This is a genomic window from Arthrobacter sp. Y3223166 (assembly GCF_059090935.1).
Map to the genome: position 1 here is coordinate 77,558 of NZ_JBNHGE010000002.1, position 19,730 is coordinate 97,287.

The following is a 19,730-nucleotide window of genomic DNA, read 5'->3' on the forward strand; positions in this document are numbered from 1 at the left end:
CCTGGTTCGGGTGCTCGCGCGGTACGGCTACCTGACGGTCGGTGCGCAAGGGGTGCTAATCGACGACGGCGGCGCGCGGCTGCGCGGGATTTACGGCGAGCGGGACCTGCTGGTCTGCCTGGGCCTGGACAGGGATGCCGCGCGACGGCTCAGCCCGGTTGAGCTTGCCGGTTTTGCCGCCGCCCTGGTGTACCGCAGCGGCAGGAGCCCGGCGGGGCCGGTGAAAATGCCGACCGGCGGGCTGCAGACCTCCTTCGACACCCTCACGGACGTCTGGGCGGAGCTGAACGTGCTGGAGCGGCGCTACCGGCTGCCGGGCACACCGGAACCGGAGACCGGGCTGGTCCGCCCGCTGTACGGCTGGGCGGCTGGCCGAAGCCTGGCCGACGTCCTGCCGGAGACGGGGCTGTCCGCCGGGGGCTTCGTGCTCTGGGCCAGGCGGTGCGCCGACCTGCTCGAGCAGGTGGCCGCCGCCCACCCGGAGTCGCCGGCCACGGCCGGCACGTGCCGCGAGGCCGTGCGGCTCATCCGGCGCGGGGCAGTGGCCCGCGGGACCCAGATCGACTGAGCGTCGGTAAGCGCAGGGCTAGGGGCCTAAACTACTGCTCCGCCGGCGTCCGGACTACTGCTCCGCCTGTGCCGGGGGAGGCCTCCGCCGCCACGTCCACGCCAGTCTCGTCCACCAGCTCCGCGCGGCGCCGCCCGGCGCCCTTGATGCCGAAGCGGTAGGCCACGAACAGCAGGGCGATCCACGCGCAGCCCACCAGCAGCGCCACACGAGTGTCCGGCATGATACCCAGCAGCACCACGATGAAGACCATGAACGCCAGCGCCAGGTAGGACGCCACAGGCCAGAACGGCACCGGGAATTCCGACGCCGGCAGCCCCTTCCGCGCAATCTCCCGCTTCATCGCGATGTGGGAGAGCAGGATCATCAACCAGACCCACACCGTGGCGAATGTCGCGATCGACGCAACGATCAGGAACAGGGACTCCGGCAGGAGCGCATTGAGCACGACGCCGGCCAGCAGCACCGCGGCCATCGTCGCCACCGTCATCCACGGCACCCCGTGCCGGGAGATCTTCGCGAAGGCCTTCGGCGCGTGGCCCTGCTCGGCCAGCCCGTACATCATCCGCCCGGCGCCGAACGTGTCGGAGTTGATGGCGGAAATGGCGGCGGTGATCACCACGGCGTTGAGGATGTGCGCGGCCGCCGGGATGCCCAGCATGTCGAAGATCTGCACGAACGGGCTGGTGGAGCCGTCGATCCGGTCCCACGGCGAGATCATCATCAGCACGGCCAGGGTGCAGACGTAGAAGAGCAGGATCCGCACCGGCACCGTGTTGATCGCGCCCGGGATCGCCTTCTTCGGGTTCTCCGCTTCGCCGGCCGTGATCCCGATGGTCTCGATTCCGCCGAACGCAAACATCACGATGGAGAAGGAGGCCAGCAGCCCCCAGAACCCGTTGGCGAAGAAGCCGCCGGACCCGAGCATGGTCTCCAGTCCCGGGTTGGCCCCGTCCGGCAGCCCGAAGCCGAAGATGATGATCGCGGCGCCGCCGACAATCATGGCGATGATCGCTGCGACCTTGACCAGCGACAGCCAGAATTCGGTCTCGCCGAACACCTTGACCTTGACCAGGTTCAGGGCGGCGATGAAGAACACGACGGCGAGGATCCAGATCCAGCGCGGCACCTCGGGGAACCAGAAACCCATGTAGATGCCGAACGCCGTCACGTCCGCGATCGCCACGATGGCCATCTCGAACGCGAACGTCCAACCGGTGATGAACCCCGCGAACGGGCCCAAGTAGCGGCTGGCGTACTGGCCGAACGACCCGGAGACCGGGTGCCGCACCGCCATCTCGCCCAGCGCCCGCATGACCAGGAAGACCGCGGCGCCGCCGATGGCATAGGCCAGCAGCACGGCTGGGCCGGCGGCCTGGATCGCGGCGGCCGAGCCGTAGAACAGGCCGGTGCCGATCGCGGAGCCGAGGGCCATGAAACGGATGTGGCGGACAGTCAGGCCACGCGCGAGCGCGGACGCGAATTGCGGCATGGGAGAAACAACCTTGCTGGAGGGAGACGGCCGGTCAAAAAAGCGGCCAGTCAATTCTACGCCCCGCCCGGAACCTTATCTGCCGTAGTCGACGTGCGCGCGGACGCTGTGGCCGTCGTCGCTGAGCCAGCCGCGGCTCTGCGCAAAGCCGATCATGCCGTCGAACTCCTTGGCCCACGACGGAGGTTGGGCGGCGCCGCTGGCCCGCAGCTGCGCCACGTCCAGCCAGGCATAGCCTGCGTCCACGGTGCCCAACCCGGCCGCTGCCAGCGTCTGGGCAACCTCCTGTTCGCCTAAGCCATCGGCGCGCACGGCGAGTTCGCGCAGGTTCTCCGGATCCTTGACGGCGGCGCCGTCCTCCCGGTCCACGTCCACAAACATCAGGCGGGGTTTCCTTCCGTGACGGGTGCCGTGGCGGCCTGCTGGCGCTCGGCGATGGTTTGGTCGGCCTTCGACCAATGGGTGGTCGGGACCTCCCGGATGATCACGGTGGTGTTCTGCGGCAGCGCGCCCACGGATTCTTCCGCGGCGCGGTGCAGGGCGCTCACGAGGTCCCGCAGTTGCTGCGGCGTACGACCCTCGGCAATCGATACGTCAATCAACGGCATGTCGTCCTCCTAGCTTCGCATCACGAACGGGTCCGCCACCGGGCCCTCGTCGGTGTTGATCCAAACGCTCTTCAGCCGCGTGTACTCATGCATGGACTCCATGCCGTGCTCGATGCCCACCCCGCTGTTCTTGAAACCCTGCCGCGGCGACATGGGCGACATCGCGCGATACGTGTTGACCCAGACCGTTCCGGCCTCCAGCCGCCGGCTCATCCGATGGGCTCGGGCCAGGTTCTGCGTCCAGACACCGGCCGCGAGCCCGTACTGGGTGTCGTTGGCCAGTTGCAGCACTTCTTCTTCGGTCTCGAACGGCATGATCGCCGCCACCGGGCCGAAAATCTCCTCGCGGACCACCCGCATGGAATTGTCGACGTCGGTGAGCACCGTGGGTGCGTAGAAGTAGCCGGGCAGCTCGACGTCCGGCCGCCCGCCACCAGTCAAGACAGTGGCGCCCTCGGAGACGCCCAGCTCCACGTAGGAGCCCACCTTCTCCTGCTGCGCGGCAAACGCCAGCGGTCCCAGTTCAGTGCTGTCCTGCAGCGGGTCGCCGATCACGATGCTCCCGGCCCGCTCGGCCACCCGTTCCAGCAGCTCGTCATAGATGGAACGGTGCGCAAAGACCCGGCTGCCCGCGATGCAGGTCTGGCCGGCCGCGGCAAAAATCCCGGCCACCACGCCCATGGCCGCATTGGCCACGTTGGCGTCCTCGAACACGATGTTGGGGCTCTTGCCGCCGAGCTCCAGGGTGGTGCCGATGAACCGGGACGCGGCGGACGCGGCGATCGCCGAGCCGGTGGCGGTGGACCCGGTAAAGGAGATCTTGGCGATCCCGGGATGGTCCACCAGTGCGGCGCCGGCTTCAGCACCCATGCCGGTGACTACGTTGACCACGCCGTCGGGGAAACCGGCCTCGGCGGCCAGCTCGGCCAGCCGCAGGACGGTCCGCGAGGTGTACTCGGAGGGCTTGATGACGATCGTGTTGCCGGCCGCCAGCGCCGGGGCGAGCTTCGACGTCGTCAGGGTCAACGGGGAGTTCCACGGCGTGATGGCACCGACCACGCCCAGCGGTTCGCGCTGCGTGTAGTTGAGGATCGCCGGGTTGGTGGTGGGAATCTGGCTGCCCTGCACCTTGTCCGCCAGGCCGGCGTAGTAATAGAAGTACTCCGGCAACGTGGCCAGCTGCCCGCGCATCTCGCGCAGCAGCTTGCCGTTGTCCTCGGTCTCCATCCGTGCCAGTTCCTCGGCGTTCTCACCCACCAGGTCGCCAAGCCGCCGCAGCAGGTGCCCGCGTTTGGTCTGGCTCAGGTCGCGCCAGAGCGGGTTCTCGAAGGCAGCCCGTGCAGCAGCGACCGCGCGGTCGACGTCGGCCTTGCTGCCGCGGGCGGCGGAGTAGAGGACCTCGAGCGTGGCGGGGTTGGTGCTCTCGAAGTAGGCGCCGTCGGCGGGGGCGCTCCAGCGGCCGTCGATGAAGTGGTTGTAGTTCCTAGTCATGGGTATCGTGACTCGATTCGTTGATGAAGTCGGTGATGAGGCGCGCCAATTCGGCCGGGCGCTGCACCGGGAGCATGTGGCGGGCCCCGGGCACGACGGCGGTGCGCGCCCCCGGGATGGCCTCGCCCAAACGGCGGGTCATCTCCGGGGTCGAGCCGGGGTCTTGGTCCCCGGTGACGGCCAGCGACGGCACGACAATGGCACCGAGTTCCGCGCCGATCTCGGCGTCCTCGGTAGCGAAGACCCTGTACGCGTGCAGGTACGACTGCTGGTCGTTGGCCAGCAGGGTCCGGCGAATGCCGTCCACTGTGGCGGCGTCGATCCCCGAACCGGCCGGGAACCAGCGCTCCATAGAGGCCTCGACGCTGCCTGGAAAGTCCGCCGCAGCGCTGTCCAGCCGGGACGCGACCGATGCAGCCTCCTGCGGAGTGCGCCGGCACACCGAGCTGACACTGGTCAGGGTAACCACGAGCTCGGGCCGGAACCGGGCCAAATGTTGCGCGACCAGAGCGCCCAGCGAGAAGCCCACCAGGTGCGCCCGCCCGGGCAGCCGCGACGCGACGTCGTCGGCCAGGTCGGCCAGCGAGACCGGCGCCTCCAGCCGCGGCTGGCCGCCGTGGCCGGGCAGGTCAAGCGCCAGCACGGTCCGTCCGGTGGAGTCGCGCAGACGCTCGCCCAGCGGTTCCCACATGGAACGGTCCAGCCCGACGCCGTGCAGCAGGACGATCGGCAGGTTCGTCTCCACGGTTACTGTTCGGTGGCCAGGGGCGCCAGCCGCTGCTGCGGGCGGCCCTGTGATGCGGCGGCCAAGGCGATGACAATTTCGCCCGGATGCGGGGCATCGGCGAGCCGGACCTCGACGCTCTGGTGGTGCGAGCGGATGGTCGCGTCGGTGATGTGCTTCAGCGGGATGTCGAACGTCACCCCGGCCGGGCCGCGCTTTTCCACAGCCGGCAGCAGCGTGGTGGCATTGGCCGCATTGCGGAAGTGGTCGCCGAACTTCAGCGTGTGGATGAGTGCCGAGCCGTGCTCGATCTCGCCCTCGAGGCCCACTATCGCCGCCTTGCCGTACGCTTCCACCGTCCCGCCGAGGGCCTTCACCACGCGGGGGGCGAGGAGTTCGCCCACCCTTGAGGCGACCTCGTCGATACCGGCGGTGAGGTCTTCGACAAAGCCCTGGCCGCGCCAGGGATTGTCGATGACTGCGGCTACGACGGCGACCCGGGCGTTGGGCTCGACCGGCCGGCCGCCTTCGGTCAGGGTTTCTTCGGTCAGGGTAACGATCTTGCGGACGTTCATGCGGTGGCTCCTTCGAGGATGCGGGACGTGACGGCCGGGTCGGTGCTGCGGTCGCCGATTCTGGCGTGCGGGCGGGGACCGGTTGATGCCGCGGCAACCACGACGATCTCGTCCGGCCGGGGCCCGTCGGAGATTCGTGTGGTGATGGTTTGGTAGTGGCTGCGGGTGGCTGCCTGGGTCTTGTGCCACATGGGCACCACCAGAGGCTCTCCCGCGTCGGCTCGGTCGTCGGCGAAGCAAATGATGGACGTGCCCTCCAGGAACTCCCGGACGAGGTTGCCGAAGTACGGGGTATGGATCAATGCTCCCGCATGTTCAATTTCCCCCGACGTGCCGACGACCGCGGCCTTGCCGAACGCCTCGATCCGGTCGGCACCGCCAAGCCCGGCGATGAGACGGTCGGTCAGCAACCGCGCGACCGCAGGCGCGACAATTTTCGATGCCGGGGCCAGGTCGGTGTCCGTTGCAGTTCCGATCCAGGGGTTCGTGATCACCGCTGCCGCGGTCGCCCGGTATACCGGAACCGGAGCGAAGGCACCGTTTTCCTGCAGTATCTCTTCCTGGTAGTAGACGATCTTGCGGATGCCGGGATGTTCACCCGGTGTGGCCGGGGCGATGTTAGTCAAAGTGGGGCTTCACTTTCTCCGAGAACAGCTCCAGGCTGCGCATCGCCTTGTGGTGCTCCAGCCCGGGGTGGGTGGTCCACAGCATCATGTGCTCCAGGCCGACTTCGCGCTGCAGTTCCCGGACCTTTTCGGTGACGTACTCCGGCGTGCCCACCAGCATGTTGCGGTCCATCAGCATGTCGAAGTCCAGCGTGTGGGCGTCGGTGAGTTCTTCGCCCTCTTCCATCAGGTTGGACAGTCCGCGCCAGTGGGTGATCCAGCGGTAGGTGTTCATGACCGCTTCTTCGAACTCTTCGCGCGCCTGCTCCATGGTGTCGGCCACGTACACGTCGCGGACCAGCGCGATGCCCTCGCCCAGCGGCACCTCGCGGCCCTGGGCCTGGGCGGCGTGCTCGCGGTACAGCTCGAACCGGCCCTTGAGCGCGGACACGGGCGGCAGCCAGAAGATGCCCTGGACCCCGTTCTGGGCGGCTCCGACGATGGACCGCGGAGTGTCGATGACCTGCCACAGCGGCAGCTTCGGCTGCAGCGGACGCGGCGTCACGGCCATCTTCGTGATGACACCGTCTTCGGTGTACTCGGGGGTGGCGGGGGAGAGCGGGTGGTTCCACTTCACGCCCGGGGCCGGGAACTCGTAGAACTCGCCCTTGTGGCTGAAAAAGTCGTTGTACCAGGCCTTGTCGAGGATCTCCATGGTCTCGGCGAAGAGCGCCCGGTTCTTCTCTTGGTCGCGGGGATCGGCGGCCGGGTTCAGGTTCAGCGCCTCGCGTCCGTACAGGCCGCGGCCGACGCCGACCTCGAGCCGGCCGTCGGAGAGTTGGTCCAGCAGCGCCAGGTCTTCGGCCAGCCGCAGCGGGTGCCAGAACGTGACGATGGAAGCGGCCTGGCCGATGCGGATCTTGGAGGTGCGGGCGGCAATGTCCACGCCCATCAGGATGGGATTTGGAGTCAGTTCCTGGCCCTCGTGGCCGAAGTGGTGCTCGGTGTACCAGGTGGACCAGAAGCCGTACTTCTCCGCGGTCACCGCGTACTCGCGGGCATCCTTCATGTGCTGGTTGTAGTTGCCCAGGTCTCCTGGGGCGCCAAGGCCGTGGAAGATGGAAAAGCGCATGGTGGGTCCTTTCACAGGGCTTAGATGCCCGGATGTCGTAGTAGAAGGTCAGTCGTTTCGGGTCCGCGAGTCGGTCAGGACTTCGCGGGACGATGCATAGACGTGGTTGCGCATGGCCGCTTCGGCACCGAAATGGTCCTTGTCCTTGATCATCTGCAGCACGGTGCGGTGTTCGGCGGTAGAGGCGACGATTCGACCAGGATGCCCGGCGGTGCGCAGGACGAGCCGGTGATACGCCAACTGGTTCATCAGGCGCCCGTAATGTTCGGCCAGCTTGTTGTTGTCGGCGCCGTCAATGATGGTCTGGTGGAACTCGTGCACCAACGCCGCATAGCGCTCGGCGTCGCCTGCGGCGGCCGCCTCGTCGGATTCCTCCAGATTGCGTTCCAGAACCGCAATCTCGCGCACGGGGCCGCGGCGGGCCAACAGGCCGGCTGCCAGTCCTTCGAAGCTTTCCTTGAGCTGGAACAGTTCGACAATCTCTCGCCGAGTGGGTTCCCGGACGAAGGTGCCGACCTTCGGCCGAATTTCCACGAGGCCCTCGTGCTGCAGCTGTTTCAGGGCTTCGCGAACCGGTGTGCGGCTCACGTCGAACTCCTGAGCGAGGAACACTTCGGACACCGGAGCGCCCGGCGGGAAATCACCCCCGAGGATGAGCGCGCGGACCCGGTCGAGGAGGGGCAGTTCCTCGCCCGGCTGCAGGAGGTCCTGCTGGGTGGTCGTCTGTTGCATACATCAGAGGTTATGTTGCATGCATCAGCTCGTCAAGGCTTCGCAACAAATCCGCACTGCTCCGCGCTAGTTGTGGCCTCCCGGCTGAATTTCCAGCTCGATGTTGCCTTCTCTAGTGATCTACATTACGCTCACTGCCATGCAACAGACTTTTGATACTGCAGTGGCAAGTGCATGGTCCGCAGCGTGGGATCGCGGGGAGGTAGAAGCGCTTGAAGCGCTGGTTACGCCGGACTACATCAGGATCAGCAAAGGCAGCGGCAAGAGCATGAATCTCGGCCAGCTGCAGGAGGACATCCAGGAAGTCCGGCGGGCCTTCCCCGACCTGGTCACCACGGTGGACGCGGTGGTTGTCGATGGTGACACGGCAGCCATCTTCTGGACGTCGACGGGAACGCACAGCGCTGCTTTCATGGGCGTGCCGCCGACCGGACGCCGGGTGCAGACCCGCGGTTCCAACTTCGTCTCCATGGCAGGCGGCCGCATTAAGCAGGAAACCGTGACCTGGGACAGCAGGGAACTGCTGGGGTCGCTGGGGATCCGGCACTTGGGTGACGCGCTCGAGGCGGAGGGTCCCGGCGTCGTCGTCGATTCTCTCTCCGGAGAACCGGACCCCGAGATCATGAAGACTTTCAACCGTCAGTTTGTCACCGGCGTGACAGTGGTGACGACGACGGAAGGGGACACCCCCAAGGGGCTGGCCGTGAACGCCTACGCGTCTGTTTCGCTGGAACCGCCGCTGGTGATGGTCTGCATCCAAAAGACCTCGTCGACCTACCCCGCACTGTTTGCCTCCACACACCTTGGCATCAATATCCTCAGCAACCGGCAGCAGGACACCGTTGCCACCTTCGCATCGAAGGCGGCGGACAAGTTCGCCGAGATCGAATGGCACGCCGGCCCCAACGGCTCCCCGCTGCTCGACGGATCCTCCGCCGCGCTCGAAGCCGAGATCAGGGAACGTTTTCAAGCCAAGACGCATACCGTCTTCATCTGCCGAGTGCGGCACGCCGAAGTTAGCGACGCTTCGCCCATGGTCTACCAGGCCGGCCGCTTCTACGACAGCGAAGGTCTTTCCCCGCTGTAACGGCAACTGCCGGCAGCCTGCTCCTGAGATTCGGAGATTTCCATGGTTCAACAATTAGCCAAGTCGTCCCGCGGGGCGCCACGCGATCCGCTGCAGGACGGCATTCATGCCGACCGAAGGCCCGGCGTAGTTTTCTGGGCATCGCTGGGACTGATCGCAGCCTTCGTCCTCTGGGCGGCAGTGTCGCCGGACAGCTTGGGCGCCGCCATGACCACGAGCATGGATTGGGTAGCGAGGTCGGTGGGCTGGAGCTATCTTCTGGTGACACTGTTGTGCATCGGGCTCATGCTCTACCTGGCTTTCAGCCGCTATGGCGGGATCCGGTTGGGGTCCAGCACCGACAGGCCGGAACACAGCACGTGGGCCTGGCTAGCCATGATCCTGTCCGCCGTGATGGGCATCGGCCTGATCAGCTATGGCGTGGCGGAACCGATTTCGCACTTCATGGCACCCCCACATGCATTGGCCGAGCCTGAAACCATGCAGGCCGCCGTCCGGGCGATGCAGTTCAGTTTCTTCGACTGGGGACCGCACGCCTGGGCCGTGTTTGGCATCTTCGGCCTGGCCATTGCTTACTCGACCCACCGCAAGAAGCGTCCCGGACTCGTATCTCCCATGCTTAGGCCCATCTTCGGCACAGCGATGGACGGCTGGTTCGGCAAGTTGATCGACGTGTTCGCCATCATCGCCACGCTTTTTGGTACGACGACGTCTTTGGGTCTGGGTGCTTCGCAGATCGCCGAGGGCATGGACCGGGTCTTCGGGCTCCCGTCCGGCCTGGCTATGCAGATCCTTATCATCGCGGTGGTGACGGTGTTGTTCACGCTGTCCGCATTGTCCGGAGTAAACCGCGGGATCAAGTACATCAGCCAAGTGACCATGTCGCTGTCGGTCCTGCTGGCGCTCTTCGTGCTGATCACCGGGCCGACCAACTTCATCTCCAACCTGTTCTTCCGCTCGGTCGGCACCTACTTCAACGACTTCCTTGAGGCGAGCCTGATCACCCCGAGTACGCCCGAGGACATGCAGTGGATGCAGTGGTGGACGTACTTCATGATGGCTTGGTGGCTCAGCTGGGGTGCCTTCGTCGGGGTCTTCCTGGCCAAGATCTCCCGAGGCCGAACCATCAGGCAATTCGTCGCCGGCGTGCTGGCTGTGCCTAGCGTGGTGTTCTTCGCGTGGTTCACCATCTTCGGCGGCACCGCCATCAACATGGATATGAACGGTGCCAGGATCGGCGAGGCAACGAACGAGAACATTAACTCGGCCTTCTTCGCGATGCTCGAAAACCTGCCGCTGGTGACGCTTACCTCCGTCATTACCGTGATCCTGGTGGCACTGTTCTTCATCTCCGGCGCCGACGCCAACACCTTCGTGCTGAGCATGCTCTCGTCCAAGGGGACGCTGGAGCCCAGCAAGCCGGTACTGAGCATTTGGGGCGCACTCACCGGCGTGTGCGCGGTGCTGCTGCTCCTTGTCGGGGGGTTGGCCGCCCTCCAGCAGGCGGCGATGCTCTCGGCGCTGCCGTTCACGATCATCGTGGCACTGCTGGGCGTATCGCTCATCATCGAACTGCGAAGGGACCCTGAATTTCAGGGCCCGACTTCGAAACAGCCTGTCCTGGCACAGCCAGCTGCGGGGCGGGCTGCTGTCGCGGACAAGGAACCGATTTCTTTGGACTGATCTACCCTGCACGGGCAGGCGGGGACGACCCGACCCGTGCCGTTCCACCCGGCAGCCCACAGGGGGCCGCCGGTACCGATCGAGAATCAAAGGGATCACCGTGAAAACTGAACTTAACAGCGTGTCTGCCGGGGAGGGCAACACCGCTGAGGACCGGGGCTACCGTGACAGCCTGACCAAGATCGAGCCGTACGGCATCGAACACATCCCGGACGTGGAGCGCCACGGCAAGCCGCGCTCGCAGTTCTTCCTCTGGTTCGCGGCCGGCATGAACTTCCCGCTGGTCGTGCTGGGCTTCAGCGCCGCGTATTTCGGCCTGCCGTTCTGGTCCGCGGTCCTGGCCATCCTCGGCGCCGGACTGGTCGCCGCCACGGTGATGGGCTACCTCAGCGGGATGGGCGTCCGGCTCGGCATCCCGCAGCAGATGCAGGCCCGCGGGCCGTTGGGCTTTATCGGCAACCTGCTGCCGGTCGCCTATGTCAACGTCTTCGCTGGCGTCGGCTGGGCCTCGGTGACCGTCATCCTCGGCGGGCAGGCCATCGGACTGCTCACCGGCATGCCGTTCTGGTTGTCCGCCTTGGTCCTGATGCTGCTGCAGCTCGGGGTCGCCGTGATGGGCTACAACCTGATCCACTTCCTGCAGCGGGTGCTCTCCTTCGTGCTGCTGGCCGGCTTCATCTTCGTCACCGTCGTGACGGTGGCCTCCGGCAAGGTCGTCAACACGCCCAACCCAGACGCCGAGGGCTTCCTGGGCGTGGGCGGCTGGATCATCTTCTTCGGCTACTTCTTCTCCTACATCGTCGCCTGGATGCCGTTCGCCTCCGACTACTCGCGCTACCTGCCGAACAACGCGGCCAACCGGCGCGGCGCGGGCTGGTTCACCATGCTGGGTAACTTCATCACGCTCTCCTGGATGGGCATCCTCGGCGCGCTGCTCGGATCCACCGCCACCTCCTCCGACACGATTGCGGCGCTGGATGAATTGATGGGGCCGTGGGCGGTCATCGGACTCGGCATCGTTGCCCTGTCTTCCTTCACGCAAAACTTCCTCAACGTCTACGGCGGCGCCATCTCCATCCAGACCATGGGCGTGCCGGTGAGCCGTCATGTCGCAGTCGTGTTCATCTGCATCGCGTCCTACCTGGTGGCGCTCTGGGGCCAGCACGGGTTCTATGACGGGTTCACCGCCTTCCTGAACCTGACTGCTTACTGCGTTGCGCCCTATGTTGCGGTGCTGATCTGCGACTACATCTTCGGCGGACGCCGGAGCCGGCAGGGCATCCAGGAACTCTACGACAAGTCCCGAAAGTTCGAGTGGGGCTTTATCGCCTGGGCGGCCGGCGTCGTAGGCTCCTCGCCGTTCTGGATCTCCGCCATCTACACGGGCCCTGTTGCAGCGGCCTTCCCCCAGATCGGCGACCTGTCCTTCTACGTGGGCGCGGCTATCGCCACCGTGGCCTACCTGGTGACCTACCGGTTGCCGCGGCTGTCCGGGCGGTCACTGCTCACCGCCGACAAGGAGGGCTAGGACAATGACGGACGGGAATCGGACGGATCGGACAGGGCAGCAGCATTTGGTTGTGGTCGACATGCAGCGTGCGTTCCGCCAGCAGGGCGATTGGCACGTGCCGCGCTACCACGAGGCCGCCGAGGCTATTGCCCGGCTGGTGGGGTCCGGCCTGAGTCCGCTCATCACGCGGTTCGTCCCGGACCCGGCCGAGTCCGGTTCCTGGTCCGCCTACTACGACCGCTGGCAGAGCATGCGGCTGGATCCGGCCGATCCCGTCTGGGACGTGGAGCTGCCCGGCGTCGACATCGTGGCGACGCTGGACCTGCCGACCTTCACGAAATGGGGTGACGAGATGGCCCGCCGGATCCCGGCGGGAGACGAAATCGTCCTCACCGGCGTCGCCACCGACTGCTGCATCCTGGCCACCGCGCTCGGGGCGGCGGATGCCGGCCGCTTCGTGACGGTGGTCGCCGACGCGTGCGCCGGGCAGAACGACCAGGCGCACCGGTCCACACTGGAACTGCTGGAACTGCTCGCGCCGATGGTCACCGTGACCACCAGCGCCGAATTCATGGTGCGGCCACACGCCGCGGCGCTCTGAGCGCACCCTTCGCAAACCCTTGACCCCGCGGCCACCGAGGACTAACCTGCAACCAAATGGTTGTAGATCAAGTCAGTGACCTCGAGTTGGACCGCCTCTTCCAGGCGCTCGCCGACGCCACCCGCCGCGACATCGTGGCCCGGGTGCTCACCGGCGAGTTCTCGGTGTCGGGCCTGGCGGCGGGGTACAAGATGAGTTTCGCCGCGGTACAGAAACACGTCGCGGTCTTGGAACGGGCTTCCCTGGTGGTTAAGGAGAAGCGCGGAAGGGAGCAGATGGTGCGGCCTCATCCTGAAGGAGTGCGAAGAGCGCGTCGCCTGCTCGACGAATACGAGATGCTCTGGCGCCAACGTGTTGACCGGATCCAGGACATTCTCGCAATGGGATAGGAAGGACACCGTCATGCCGGTTACCGATACCAAGCAGGACCTCGAGGCCCTGACGTTCACCCTCGTGGCCGAGTTCGATGCACCCGTCGAGCGCGTCTGGCAGCTCTGGGAGGATCCGCGCCAGCTGGAACGCTGGTGGGGCCCGCCCGAGTGGCCCGCCACCTTCAGCAAGCACGAGTTCACTCCCGGCGGCACGGCCAGTTACTACATGACCGGGCCCGACGGCGAGACGGCCGCCGGCTGGTGGCGGATCACCGCGATCGAGGCCCCGCACCGGCTGACCTTCGAGGACGGGTTTGCCGACGACGACGGCGAGCCGGTGGCGGACCTGGGCACCACCTACGCCACGGTCACGCTGGAATCCATCGGCAGCCGCACCCGGATGACCACCGAGTCCAGGTTCGAGTCCGCCGAGCAGCTGGAGAAGATGCTCGAGATGGGGATGGTCGAGGGCATGCAGGGTGCCATGGGCCAGATCGACGCCATCCTCGCCGAGCCCGCATCCGTCTGAGTCCAGGCATCCCGCATTCGTCTGAGCCGGGCATCCCGCGAGCGAAAGGGGAGTGACCACCGAGGCGGCACGGCTAGCCGGTGACCGACTGACCGCCCGCCCGTGCCCGTCCAAGAGTGGATAGGCTACCAACATGGCCATCATTTACGACGCAGTGTTGAATCCCACCAAGCAGGAGCTGCTGGCGGCATGGCTGCCCGAACAGCCATGGTTCCAACAACTTGGAGCCAGCGCCGGCGAGCTGGAGCACCTTGGCGCCTTCCGCTTCGACGATCCGGCCGGAGAGGTCGGCATGGAAACGCACCTGGTCCGGGCCGGCGACGGTCCGGTGCTGCACGTCCCGCTGACCTACCGGGGCGCACCGCTGCCCGGAGCCGAACAATTCCTGGCCGGGACCATGGACCACTCCGTGCTCGGTGACCGCTGGATCTACGACGCGTGCGCCGACCCGGTGTACGCCACCGCGCTGGCCACCGTGATCATCCAGGGCGGATCCGGCGCGGAGCAGTTCCGCGACGTAGACGGCAAGCTCGAACCGCTGGCCGGTGCCCTCCCGGTCCGCGGCAGCGGCGGTCCCGGCGGCATCGTCCCCACCACGACGACGGCGGTGCCCACCACCGAGGGCAGCGTCACCACCATCGATGCCAACCCATTGACGTTGACCGTCTACCGAACTCCCGGGTCCCAGGAGAGGCCGGCCACGGCCCTGACGCTGAACTGCTCGCTGCCGGGCCAGCCGCCGCTGATCCTCGCTTCCGCCTGGTGAGCCGCCCGGTGCGGAGGAGCAAGGAGTCGGGGGTTCAGCGAGAGGAAGGTGCCTGGGGCCTGCGTGTTGCCGCGTTGCGCTACCGCTTCAAGGAGAGCCTCTTTCTCTTCCCGGCGGTGGTGATGTTGGCCGGCATCGCGCTGGCCATCGGTGCCACCGCCGTCGACCGAGCCCTCGGCCACCATGCCGATGTGCCGCTCACGCTGGCGATGAGCAGCAATGCCGCCACCTGGCTGCTGTCCACCGTCGCGGGAGCGATGATCACCACCGTCGGCGTGGTTTTCTCGTTGACCGTGGTGAGCCTGCAGCTGGCCAGCGACCAGTTCTCGCCGCGTGTGATGCGCTCGTTCATCCGGGACCGGCTCAGCCAGGCGGTTATCGGCCTGCTCGTTGCCACGTTTTTCTACTGCGTCCTCGTCCTGCCGAGCCTGAGCGGGGAACCGACCGAGCCGGCGCCGCGCATATCCCTGACGATCGCCGTCGTCCTCACCCTGGTGACGGTGGTGGGGATCATCGTCCACCTGGACCATCTTGCCCGCGGACTGCAGGTTGGCAACGTCGCCCGGGTCATCGCGGCAGAGGGCCGGACCGTCGTGGCGGCTCTTAACCGGGTGCCCTCTGGCCTCCAGCCCGTGGAGCCCAAAGACTTCCATGCCCCCGGGAATGCCGCCGTCATTCCTTGCCGGATGAGCGGATGGATCAGCCAGGTGGACAGCGGCCAGCTGCTGGGAGCGGTCCCTGCCGGCACGACGGTGCGGATGGAAACCCGCGTGGGTGCTTACATCCACGCGGGTGAAGCATTGTTCACGGTGTGGCCGCCACCGCCGGAGCGCAGCCGGGAGAAGCTTGCCGGGGCGATTGCCATAGCCGACTCGCGGACCATGCTGCAGGATGTCGACTTCGCTATCCGCCAGCTGGTTGACATAGGCCTGCGGGCGCTTAGCCCGGCCATCAACGACCCCACCACGGCAGTGGAGGTCATCCTGAGGCTGGGCAGCCTTCTGCGGGCGGTCCTGACCGCCCCGCTTGCTGCGGAAGCGCTGAAGGACGAGTCAGGCCGGGTACTGCTGCAGCCGTGGAACCTTGACCATGCCGAATACGTCGACCATGCCTTCGACCAGCTGCGACAGACGAGCCTGGACCAGCCGGAGGTCGTCGCCGCTCTCCTGCGGGTCCTCCGCATGCTCATCGCACACGTCCGTGCCGAGGGCCACCCCGAACACACGCCGGCCCTGGACCGGCAGATGCAGCTACTTCTCGACGCCATGCGGGACCGGCCCGAACTGCACCCCGAGGACCTCCGGCGCCTCCAGGCGCTGTCCTCCGACGAGACAGACCCCGCCGACCACAGCCGCAGCCGGTAGCCCGGCGTTACTTCACGCCGCGATTCCTGCGGAGTACGACGGCGGTGGCCACGCCGGCGGCGAGGACCAGGGCCGCGCCGATGCCCCAGGCGAGGGCCGGGACCGAAGCCGGGCCTTCGCCGTCGTCCGCCACGGCAACGACAGTTGCCGTCCCCGCCTGGTGGTCCGCCGGTTCTGCCACCGCGGATTCGGTGGCCGCGGCCGAAGCACCGGGTTCGGCCGTGCCGGGGCCCGGCTCGACGTCGCCAACCAGATCCAGGGTCAGGGTGTAGGGGATTTCCGTCTCCTTGGCGTCCTCGAAGTACAGCGGGTCGACGGCCACCTGGAGGTAGTAGTCGCCGGCAAGGTACAGGTTGCGGACGTCGTGAATGCCCTCGGCGGCGTTGCGGTAGCGCACCGGAGAGGCGAAGTTCGCTGCCACCTTGGTGCCCGGGTCGGCCATGGACGTCATGCCGTAGGCGCCCGTGGAGGTGCCGTCGGTGATCGTCACCGGCTGGCGCAGCGGATTGGCGAAGCCGACCTGCAGGTAGGACGGATTGAAGATGTCCTTTTCGTAATCGCCGAGCTGGGCGACGGCGCGCAGCTGCTGCCCGTAGTCCACCGGCACCCTGTAGAAGTGCACCTCGCCGGGGATGAGGGTGGCCGCAAAGCTGCCGGGCGCCAGTTCGGGGGCGGAATTGAAGCTGTTGCCGGGAGTGGTCTCGCGCGGCTTGGAGCCCGGCTTCAGCAGATCGAGCTTGGTCACGGCGTCGTAGCCGGCCGGCAGTCCGGTGGTATCGGCCTCCGGTTCGGCGAGGAAGAGCAGCTCCATCGGCAGCGGGTCTTTTTTCCAGCCCGGACCGCTCCGGGTCACGCCGACCACTAGGTCGCCGCCGCCGGTCGGCTCGAGGCACTCTTGGTCGCCGCTCCCCATGGCGCCAGTGGAGAGCACCGCGGTGACCGGGCCATCGGAGAGCCGGGCCTCGTCGCGGGATTCGCGGACCGAGCTCAGGCATTCCTGCCCGTCGGGGGAGAAGACCTCGAGCTCCAGCGCGCTGTAGGTGGTCATGCTGCCGGCCCGGATCGGCATCACCAGGGACGCGCTGACGTGCAGGCGCTCGCCGTCGTCCAGGTGGACCTTGTAGAACTTGCGGGTCCCGCCCTCGTAGGTCCTGTCGCTGCCGGCGGCGAAGGTGTCCAGGTACTGGCCGGTGGACACCTCCGCGGCAGCGGCGGCGCTCTTGCCGCCGGTCACCGGGATGCCGGCGAAGTCGTAGGGGTTCAGCGCGCGGACGGTCTTGATGACCATCTGCTCACGGAGCGTGTCGGCGTTGTCCGCGTCGGCGTAGGTGCCGCCGGAGGCCTTGGCGATGCATTCGAGTTCCTTGCGGGCCTGCGCATCCACCTTGAACCCGATGGTGTGCATGGCCAGGTCCACGCCGTCCTTTGCCAGGTCCTTGGCTACCTCGCAGGGCGGCGGCGGCGAGCAGGTGTCGATGCCGTCGGAGACCAGCACAATGCTGCGGGGACCGTCGTCGGGAAGCTCCGCGGCGGCCCGGCGCAGCGCCTCGCCCACCGGGGTGTAGCCGGACGCCTTGATCGAGTCGATCTGATCGACCAGTTTCCCGGGATCTGTGGTGCCCAGTTTGGACAGCACGCTCACGTCCTTGCAGCCCTCGGCCCGGGCCTCCGGGGAACTGTCCGTGTTGGTGCCGTAGACCATGAGGCCCAGCTGCGATCCCGCCGGCAGGGTTTCGACCAGCTCCCTGGCAGCGGCCTTGGCTGCGTCCATCCGCAGGGTGCCCTTGGCGTCGGCGTCGGGGTTGAGCATGGAGCCGGAGGCGTCCAAGGTCAGCATCACCGGCACGGCCTCCTCGGATCCTGAGGCGGGAGCCTGCGGGACGGGCACCTGCGAAACCGGCACCTGCGGGACGGGCACCTGCGAAACCGGCACCTGCTGGACGGGCACTTGCGAAACCGGAACCTGCTGCGGCAGGAACATGGCCAGGGCGGCAACCACGCCCAGCGCGCCCTTCAAGACCCCGACGCTCGCACTCATGATCGACACCGACTCTCTCGATGAAACGTTATTTTGCCCCGACTATATCCGGCTAAACGCGGCCCACAGGCCATCCGGCGGGCGGCGAAGCGCGGCCCACCGGCCGGCCGGCGGAATGCCGGCCCTGTTCACCGCACGTTTCCACGCGCGCCAGCCGGGACGGCGTTCCCGATTGTTCTCGATTTGACCCACGTGAGCCGCGACAGATAGGTTTTCGTGGCGTAGGTCACCCAGTCGGCCCCTCCGGGCTGAGCCGCGGGCGGCTTGCTCTCGGTCTGGCCGGACGGGCAATGGAGCCTGCGTCCGACCGGTTCGAAGGGAACCTCCCGCAGCTGCACAGTCCCACCCGTAAGGAACATAGTGAGCGCCACCAGCACCGAACCGCACCTCCAGCGGTCTTTATCCAACCGCCACATCCAGTTGATCGCCATCGGCGGTGCGATTGGCACCGGGCTTTTCATGGGCTCGGGCAAGACGATTTCCGTCGCCGGCCCCTCGGTCATCTTCGTCTACATGATCATCGGTTTCATGCTCTTCTTCGTCATGCGGGCGATGGGGGAGCTGCTGCTGAGTAACACCGAGTACAAGAACTTCGGCGACTTCGCCGGCGACATCCTGGGGCCGTGGGCGGCCTTCTTCACCGGCTGGACGTATTGGTTCTGCTGGGTCGTCACCGGCATCGCCGACGTCGTCGCGATCGCGCACTACGTGGCGTTCTGGTGGCCGGACCTGCCGCTGTGGATCCCGGCGCTCGCCTGCATCCTGCTGCTGCTCGCGCTGAACCTGCCCACCGTGCGGGCCTTCGGCGAGACCGAATTCTGGTTCGCGCTGATCAAGATCATTGCCATCGTGGCCCTGATCGTCGTCGGCCTGGTCATGATCATCACCAACTTCGAGCACGACGGCGTCCGCGCCTCCTTCGGGAACCTGTGGGAGCACGGCGGAATGTTCCCCACCGGCTTCATGGGCTTCGTGGCCGGGTTCCAGATCGCCGTGTTCGCGTTCGTCGGAATCGAACTGGTCGGCACCACCGCCGCCGAGACGAAGGACCCGGAGAAGAACCTGCCGCGGGCGGTGAACTCCATCCCGATCCGCATCCTGATTTTCTACGTGGGCGCCCTCATCATCCTGATGGCCGTCCAGCCGTGGACCGGGTTTAACGCCGACGAATCCCCGTTCGTGGGCATGTTCGCCCTCGCCGGCCTCGTCGGCGCGGCCGGCGTCGTGAACTTCGTGGTCCTGACCTCGGCGACGTCGTCGGCGAACTCGGGCATCTACTCGACGTCGCGCATGATCTACGGGCTCTCGCTGGAGGGCGATGCCCCGAAGCGCTTCGGCAAGCTCTCGAGCCGCGGTGTGCCGCGCAGCGCGCTGCTGTTCTCCTGCATGTTCCTGCTCGCGGGCGTGGTCCTGCTCTACGCGGAGGGCAGCGTTTCCGAGGCGTTCACCATGGTCACCACGGTTTCGGCGCTCTGCTTCATGTTCGTTTGGACCATCATCCTGGTCAGCTACATCGTGTACCGCCGTCGCCGGCCGCAGCTGCACGAGGCCAGCAAGTTCAAGATGCCGGGCGGCTCGTTCATGCCCTACGTGGTCATGGCCTTCTTCGCCTTCATCCTGTGGGCGCTGACCACCCAGCCGGACACGCTGGCTGCCCTGCTGTTCACCCCGGTCTGGTTCGTCGCGCTCGGCATCGGCTACCTGTGGCTGCGCCGCAACCCGGAGCACACCGCGATCCGCGCCGCCCACGACGCCAAGGTGGCCGAGGAAAAGGCGGCACTCGAAGGCCGCGAGGACGCCCTGGCAGGCCGGCGCTAGCCGAGCCCGCCGCAGGCTGCGCCGAAACGTCCGCTT

The 19,730-nt window shown here is 66.8% G+C and carries 19 protein-coding genes and 1 pseudogene; 10 read left to right on the forward strand and 10 right to left on the reverse strand.

Going from position 1 to position 19,730, the window contains the following annotated elements; genetic code table 11:
- Positions 1 to 76: 76 nt before the first annotated feature.
- A pseudogene (locus tag AC5RUH_RS01930) lies at positions 77 to 568 on the forward strand (DEAD/DEAH box helicase); the annotation flags it as partial.
- Between the two features lie 31 nt (positions 569 to 599).
- Here AC5RUH_RS01930 and AC5RUH_RS01935 read toward each other — a convergent pair.
- The 9 genes from AC5RUH_RS01935 to AC5RUH_RS01975 all read right to left on the reverse strand — a co-directional run bounded on the left by AC5RUH_RS01935 (position 600) and on the right by AC5RUH_RS01975 (position 7,927).
- Positions 600 to 2,060 carry an amino acid permease gene (locus AC5RUH_RS01935; protein ID WP_494127757.1) on the reverse strand — a complete coding sequence of 487 codons (1,461 nt, stop codon included), beginning with the start codon at positions 2,058 to 2,060 and terminating at the stop codon, positions 600 to 602.
- Between the two features lie 75 nt (positions 2,061 to 2,135).
- Positions 2,136 to 2,441 (reverse strand): hypothetical protein, encoded by a 306-nt coding sequence (locus AC5RUH_RS01940; RefSeq protein WP_494127758.1) that lies wholly within the window; start codon positions 2,439 to 2,441, stop codon positions 2,136 to 2,138.
- Positions 2,441 to 2,668: a tautomerase family protein gene (locus tag AC5RUH_RS01945; protein ID WP_494013246.1), complete on the reverse strand. Its 228-nt coding sequence runs from the start codon at positions 2,666 to 2,668 to the stop codon at positions 2,441 to 2,443. Before AC5RUH_RS01945 ends, AC5RUH_RS01940 begins: the two co-directional genes overlap by 1 nt.
- Before the next feature lie 9 nt (positions 2,669 to 2,677).
- On the reverse strand, positions 2,678 to 4,159 hold the full coding sequence (locus tag AC5RUH_RS01950) for an aldehyde dehydrogenase (protein WP_494013245.1): 1,482 nt from the start codon (positions 4,157 to 4,159) through the stop codon (positions 2,678 to 2,680).
- The gene (locus AC5RUH_RS01955) at positions 4,152 to 4,904 is read right to left on the reverse strand and encodes an alpha/beta fold hydrolase (RefSeq protein WP_494127759.1); all 753 of its coding nucleotides are present in this window, start codon (positions 4,902 to 4,904) and stop codon (positions 4,152 to 4,154) included. Before AC5RUH_RS01955 ends, AC5RUH_RS01950 begins: the two co-directional genes overlap by 8 nt.
- Before the next feature lie 2 nt (positions 4,905 to 4,906).
- A complete protein-coding gene (locus AC5RUH_RS01960) occupies positions 4,907 to 5,458 on the reverse strand; it encodes an amino acid synthesis family protein (RefSeq protein WP_494013243.1) in 552 nt (183 codons plus the stop codon).
- Positions 5,455 to 6,084 carry an amino acid synthesis family protein gene (locus tag AC5RUH_RS01965; protein ID WP_494127760.1) on the reverse strand — a complete coding sequence of 210 codons (630 nt, stop codon included), beginning with the start codon at positions 6,082 to 6,084 and terminating at the stop codon, positions 5,455 to 5,457. The genes AC5RUH_RS01960 and AC5RUH_RS01965 overlap by 4 nt, the downstream gene beginning before the upstream one ends.
- The gene (locus tag AC5RUH_RS01970; RefSeq protein ID WP_494110234.1) at positions 6,077 to 7,195 is read right to left on the reverse strand and encodes an LLM class flavin-dependent oxidoreductase; all 1,119 of its coding nucleotides are present in this window, start codon (positions 7,193 to 7,195) and stop codon (positions 6,077 to 6,079) included. Before AC5RUH_RS01970 ends, AC5RUH_RS01965 begins: the two co-directional genes overlap by 8 nt.
- Before the next feature lie 48 nt (positions 7,196 to 7,243).
- The gene (locus tag AC5RUH_RS01975; protein WP_494127761.1) at positions 7,244 to 7,927 is read right to left on the reverse strand and encodes a GntR family transcriptional regulator; all 684 of its coding nucleotides are present in this window, start codon (positions 7,925 to 7,927) and stop codon (positions 7,244 to 7,246) included.
- 139 nt (positions 7,928 to 8,066) lie between these two features.
- On the opposite strand from AC5RUH_RS01975, the gene AC5RUH_RS01980 reads away from it, so the two are divergent.
- The 8 genes from AC5RUH_RS01980 to AC5RUH_RS02015 all read left to right on the forward strand — a co-directional run bounded on the left by AC5RUH_RS01980 (position 8,067) and on the right by AC5RUH_RS02015 (position 15,838).
- Positions 8,067 to 9,014 carry a flavin reductase gene (locus AC5RUH_RS01980; protein ID WP_494127762.1) on the forward strand — a complete coding sequence of 316 codons (948 nt, stop codon included), beginning with the start codon at positions 8,067 to 8,069 and terminating at the stop codon, positions 9,012 to 9,014.
- Between the two features lie 42 nt (positions 9,015 to 9,056).
- The gene (locus tag AC5RUH_RS01985; RefSeq protein WP_494127763.1) at positions 9,057 to 10,697 is read left to right on the forward strand and encodes a BCCT family transporter; all 1,641 of its coding nucleotides are present in this window, start codon (positions 9,057 to 9,059) and stop codon (positions 10,695 to 10,697) included.
- 100 nt (positions 10,698 to 10,797) lie between these two features.
- Positions 10,798 to 12,225 (forward strand): purine-cytosine permease family protein, encoded by a 1,428-nt coding sequence (locus tag AC5RUH_RS01990; RefSeq protein ID WP_494127764.1) that lies wholly within the window; start codon positions 10,798 to 10,800, stop codon positions 12,223 to 12,225.
- Between the two features lie 52 nt (positions 12,226 to 12,277).
- The gene (locus AC5RUH_RS01995; RefSeq protein ID WP_494127765.1) at positions 12,278 to 12,808 is read left to right on the forward strand and encodes a cysteine hydrolase family protein; all 531 of its coding nucleotides are present in this window, start codon (positions 12,278 to 12,280) and stop codon (positions 12,806 to 12,808) included.
- Between the two features lie 56 nt (positions 12,809 to 12,864).
- Positions 12,865 to 13,197: an ArsR/SmtB family transcription factor gene (locus tag AC5RUH_RS02000; protein ID WP_494013237.1), complete on the forward strand. Its 333-nt coding sequence runs from the start codon at positions 12,865 to 12,867 to the stop codon at positions 13,195 to 13,197.
- Between the two features lie 13 nt (positions 13,198 to 13,210).
- Positions 13,211 to 13,708, forward strand: a complete 498-nt coding sequence (locus AC5RUH_RS02005; protein WP_494127766.1) for an SRPBCC family protein — start codon at positions 13,211 to 13,213, stop codon at positions 13,706 to 13,708.
- A 133-nt stretch (positions 13,709 to 13,841) separates the two neighbouring features.
- Positions 13,842 to 14,474 (forward strand): CG0192-related protein, encoded by a 633-nt coding sequence (locus AC5RUH_RS02010; RefSeq protein WP_494127767.1) that lies wholly within the window; start codon positions 13,842 to 13,844, stop codon positions 14,472 to 14,474.
- Entirely contained in the window at positions 14,471 to 15,838 is a 1,368-nt protein-coding gene (locus AC5RUH_RS02015) for a DUF2254 domain-containing protein (protein ID WP_494127768.1), read from the forward strand. Before AC5RUH_RS02010 ends, AC5RUH_RS02015 begins: the two co-directional genes overlap by 4 nt.
- Before the next feature lie 7 nt (positions 15,839 to 15,845).
- Here the strand turns inward: AC5RUH_RS02015 and AC5RUH_RS02020 are convergent, their stop codons facing one another.
- On the reverse strand, positions 15,846 to 17,876 hold the full coding sequence (locus AC5RUH_RS02020; protein WP_494127769.1) for a vWA domain-containing protein: 2,031 nt from the start codon (positions 17,874 to 17,876) through the stop codon (positions 15,846 to 15,848).
- A gap of 360 nt (positions 17,877 to 18,236) precedes the next feature.
- Between AC5RUH_RS02020 and cycA the strand changes: the two genes are divergently transcribed.
- Positions 18,237 to 19,694: a D-serine/D-alanine/glycine transporter gene (gene cycA / locus AC5RUH_RS02025; protein WP_494127770.1), complete on the forward strand. Its 1,458-nt coding sequence runs from the start codon at positions 18,237 to 18,239 to the stop codon at positions 19,692 to 19,694.
- The last annotated feature ends 36 nt before the right edge of the window (positions 19,695 to 19,730 follow it).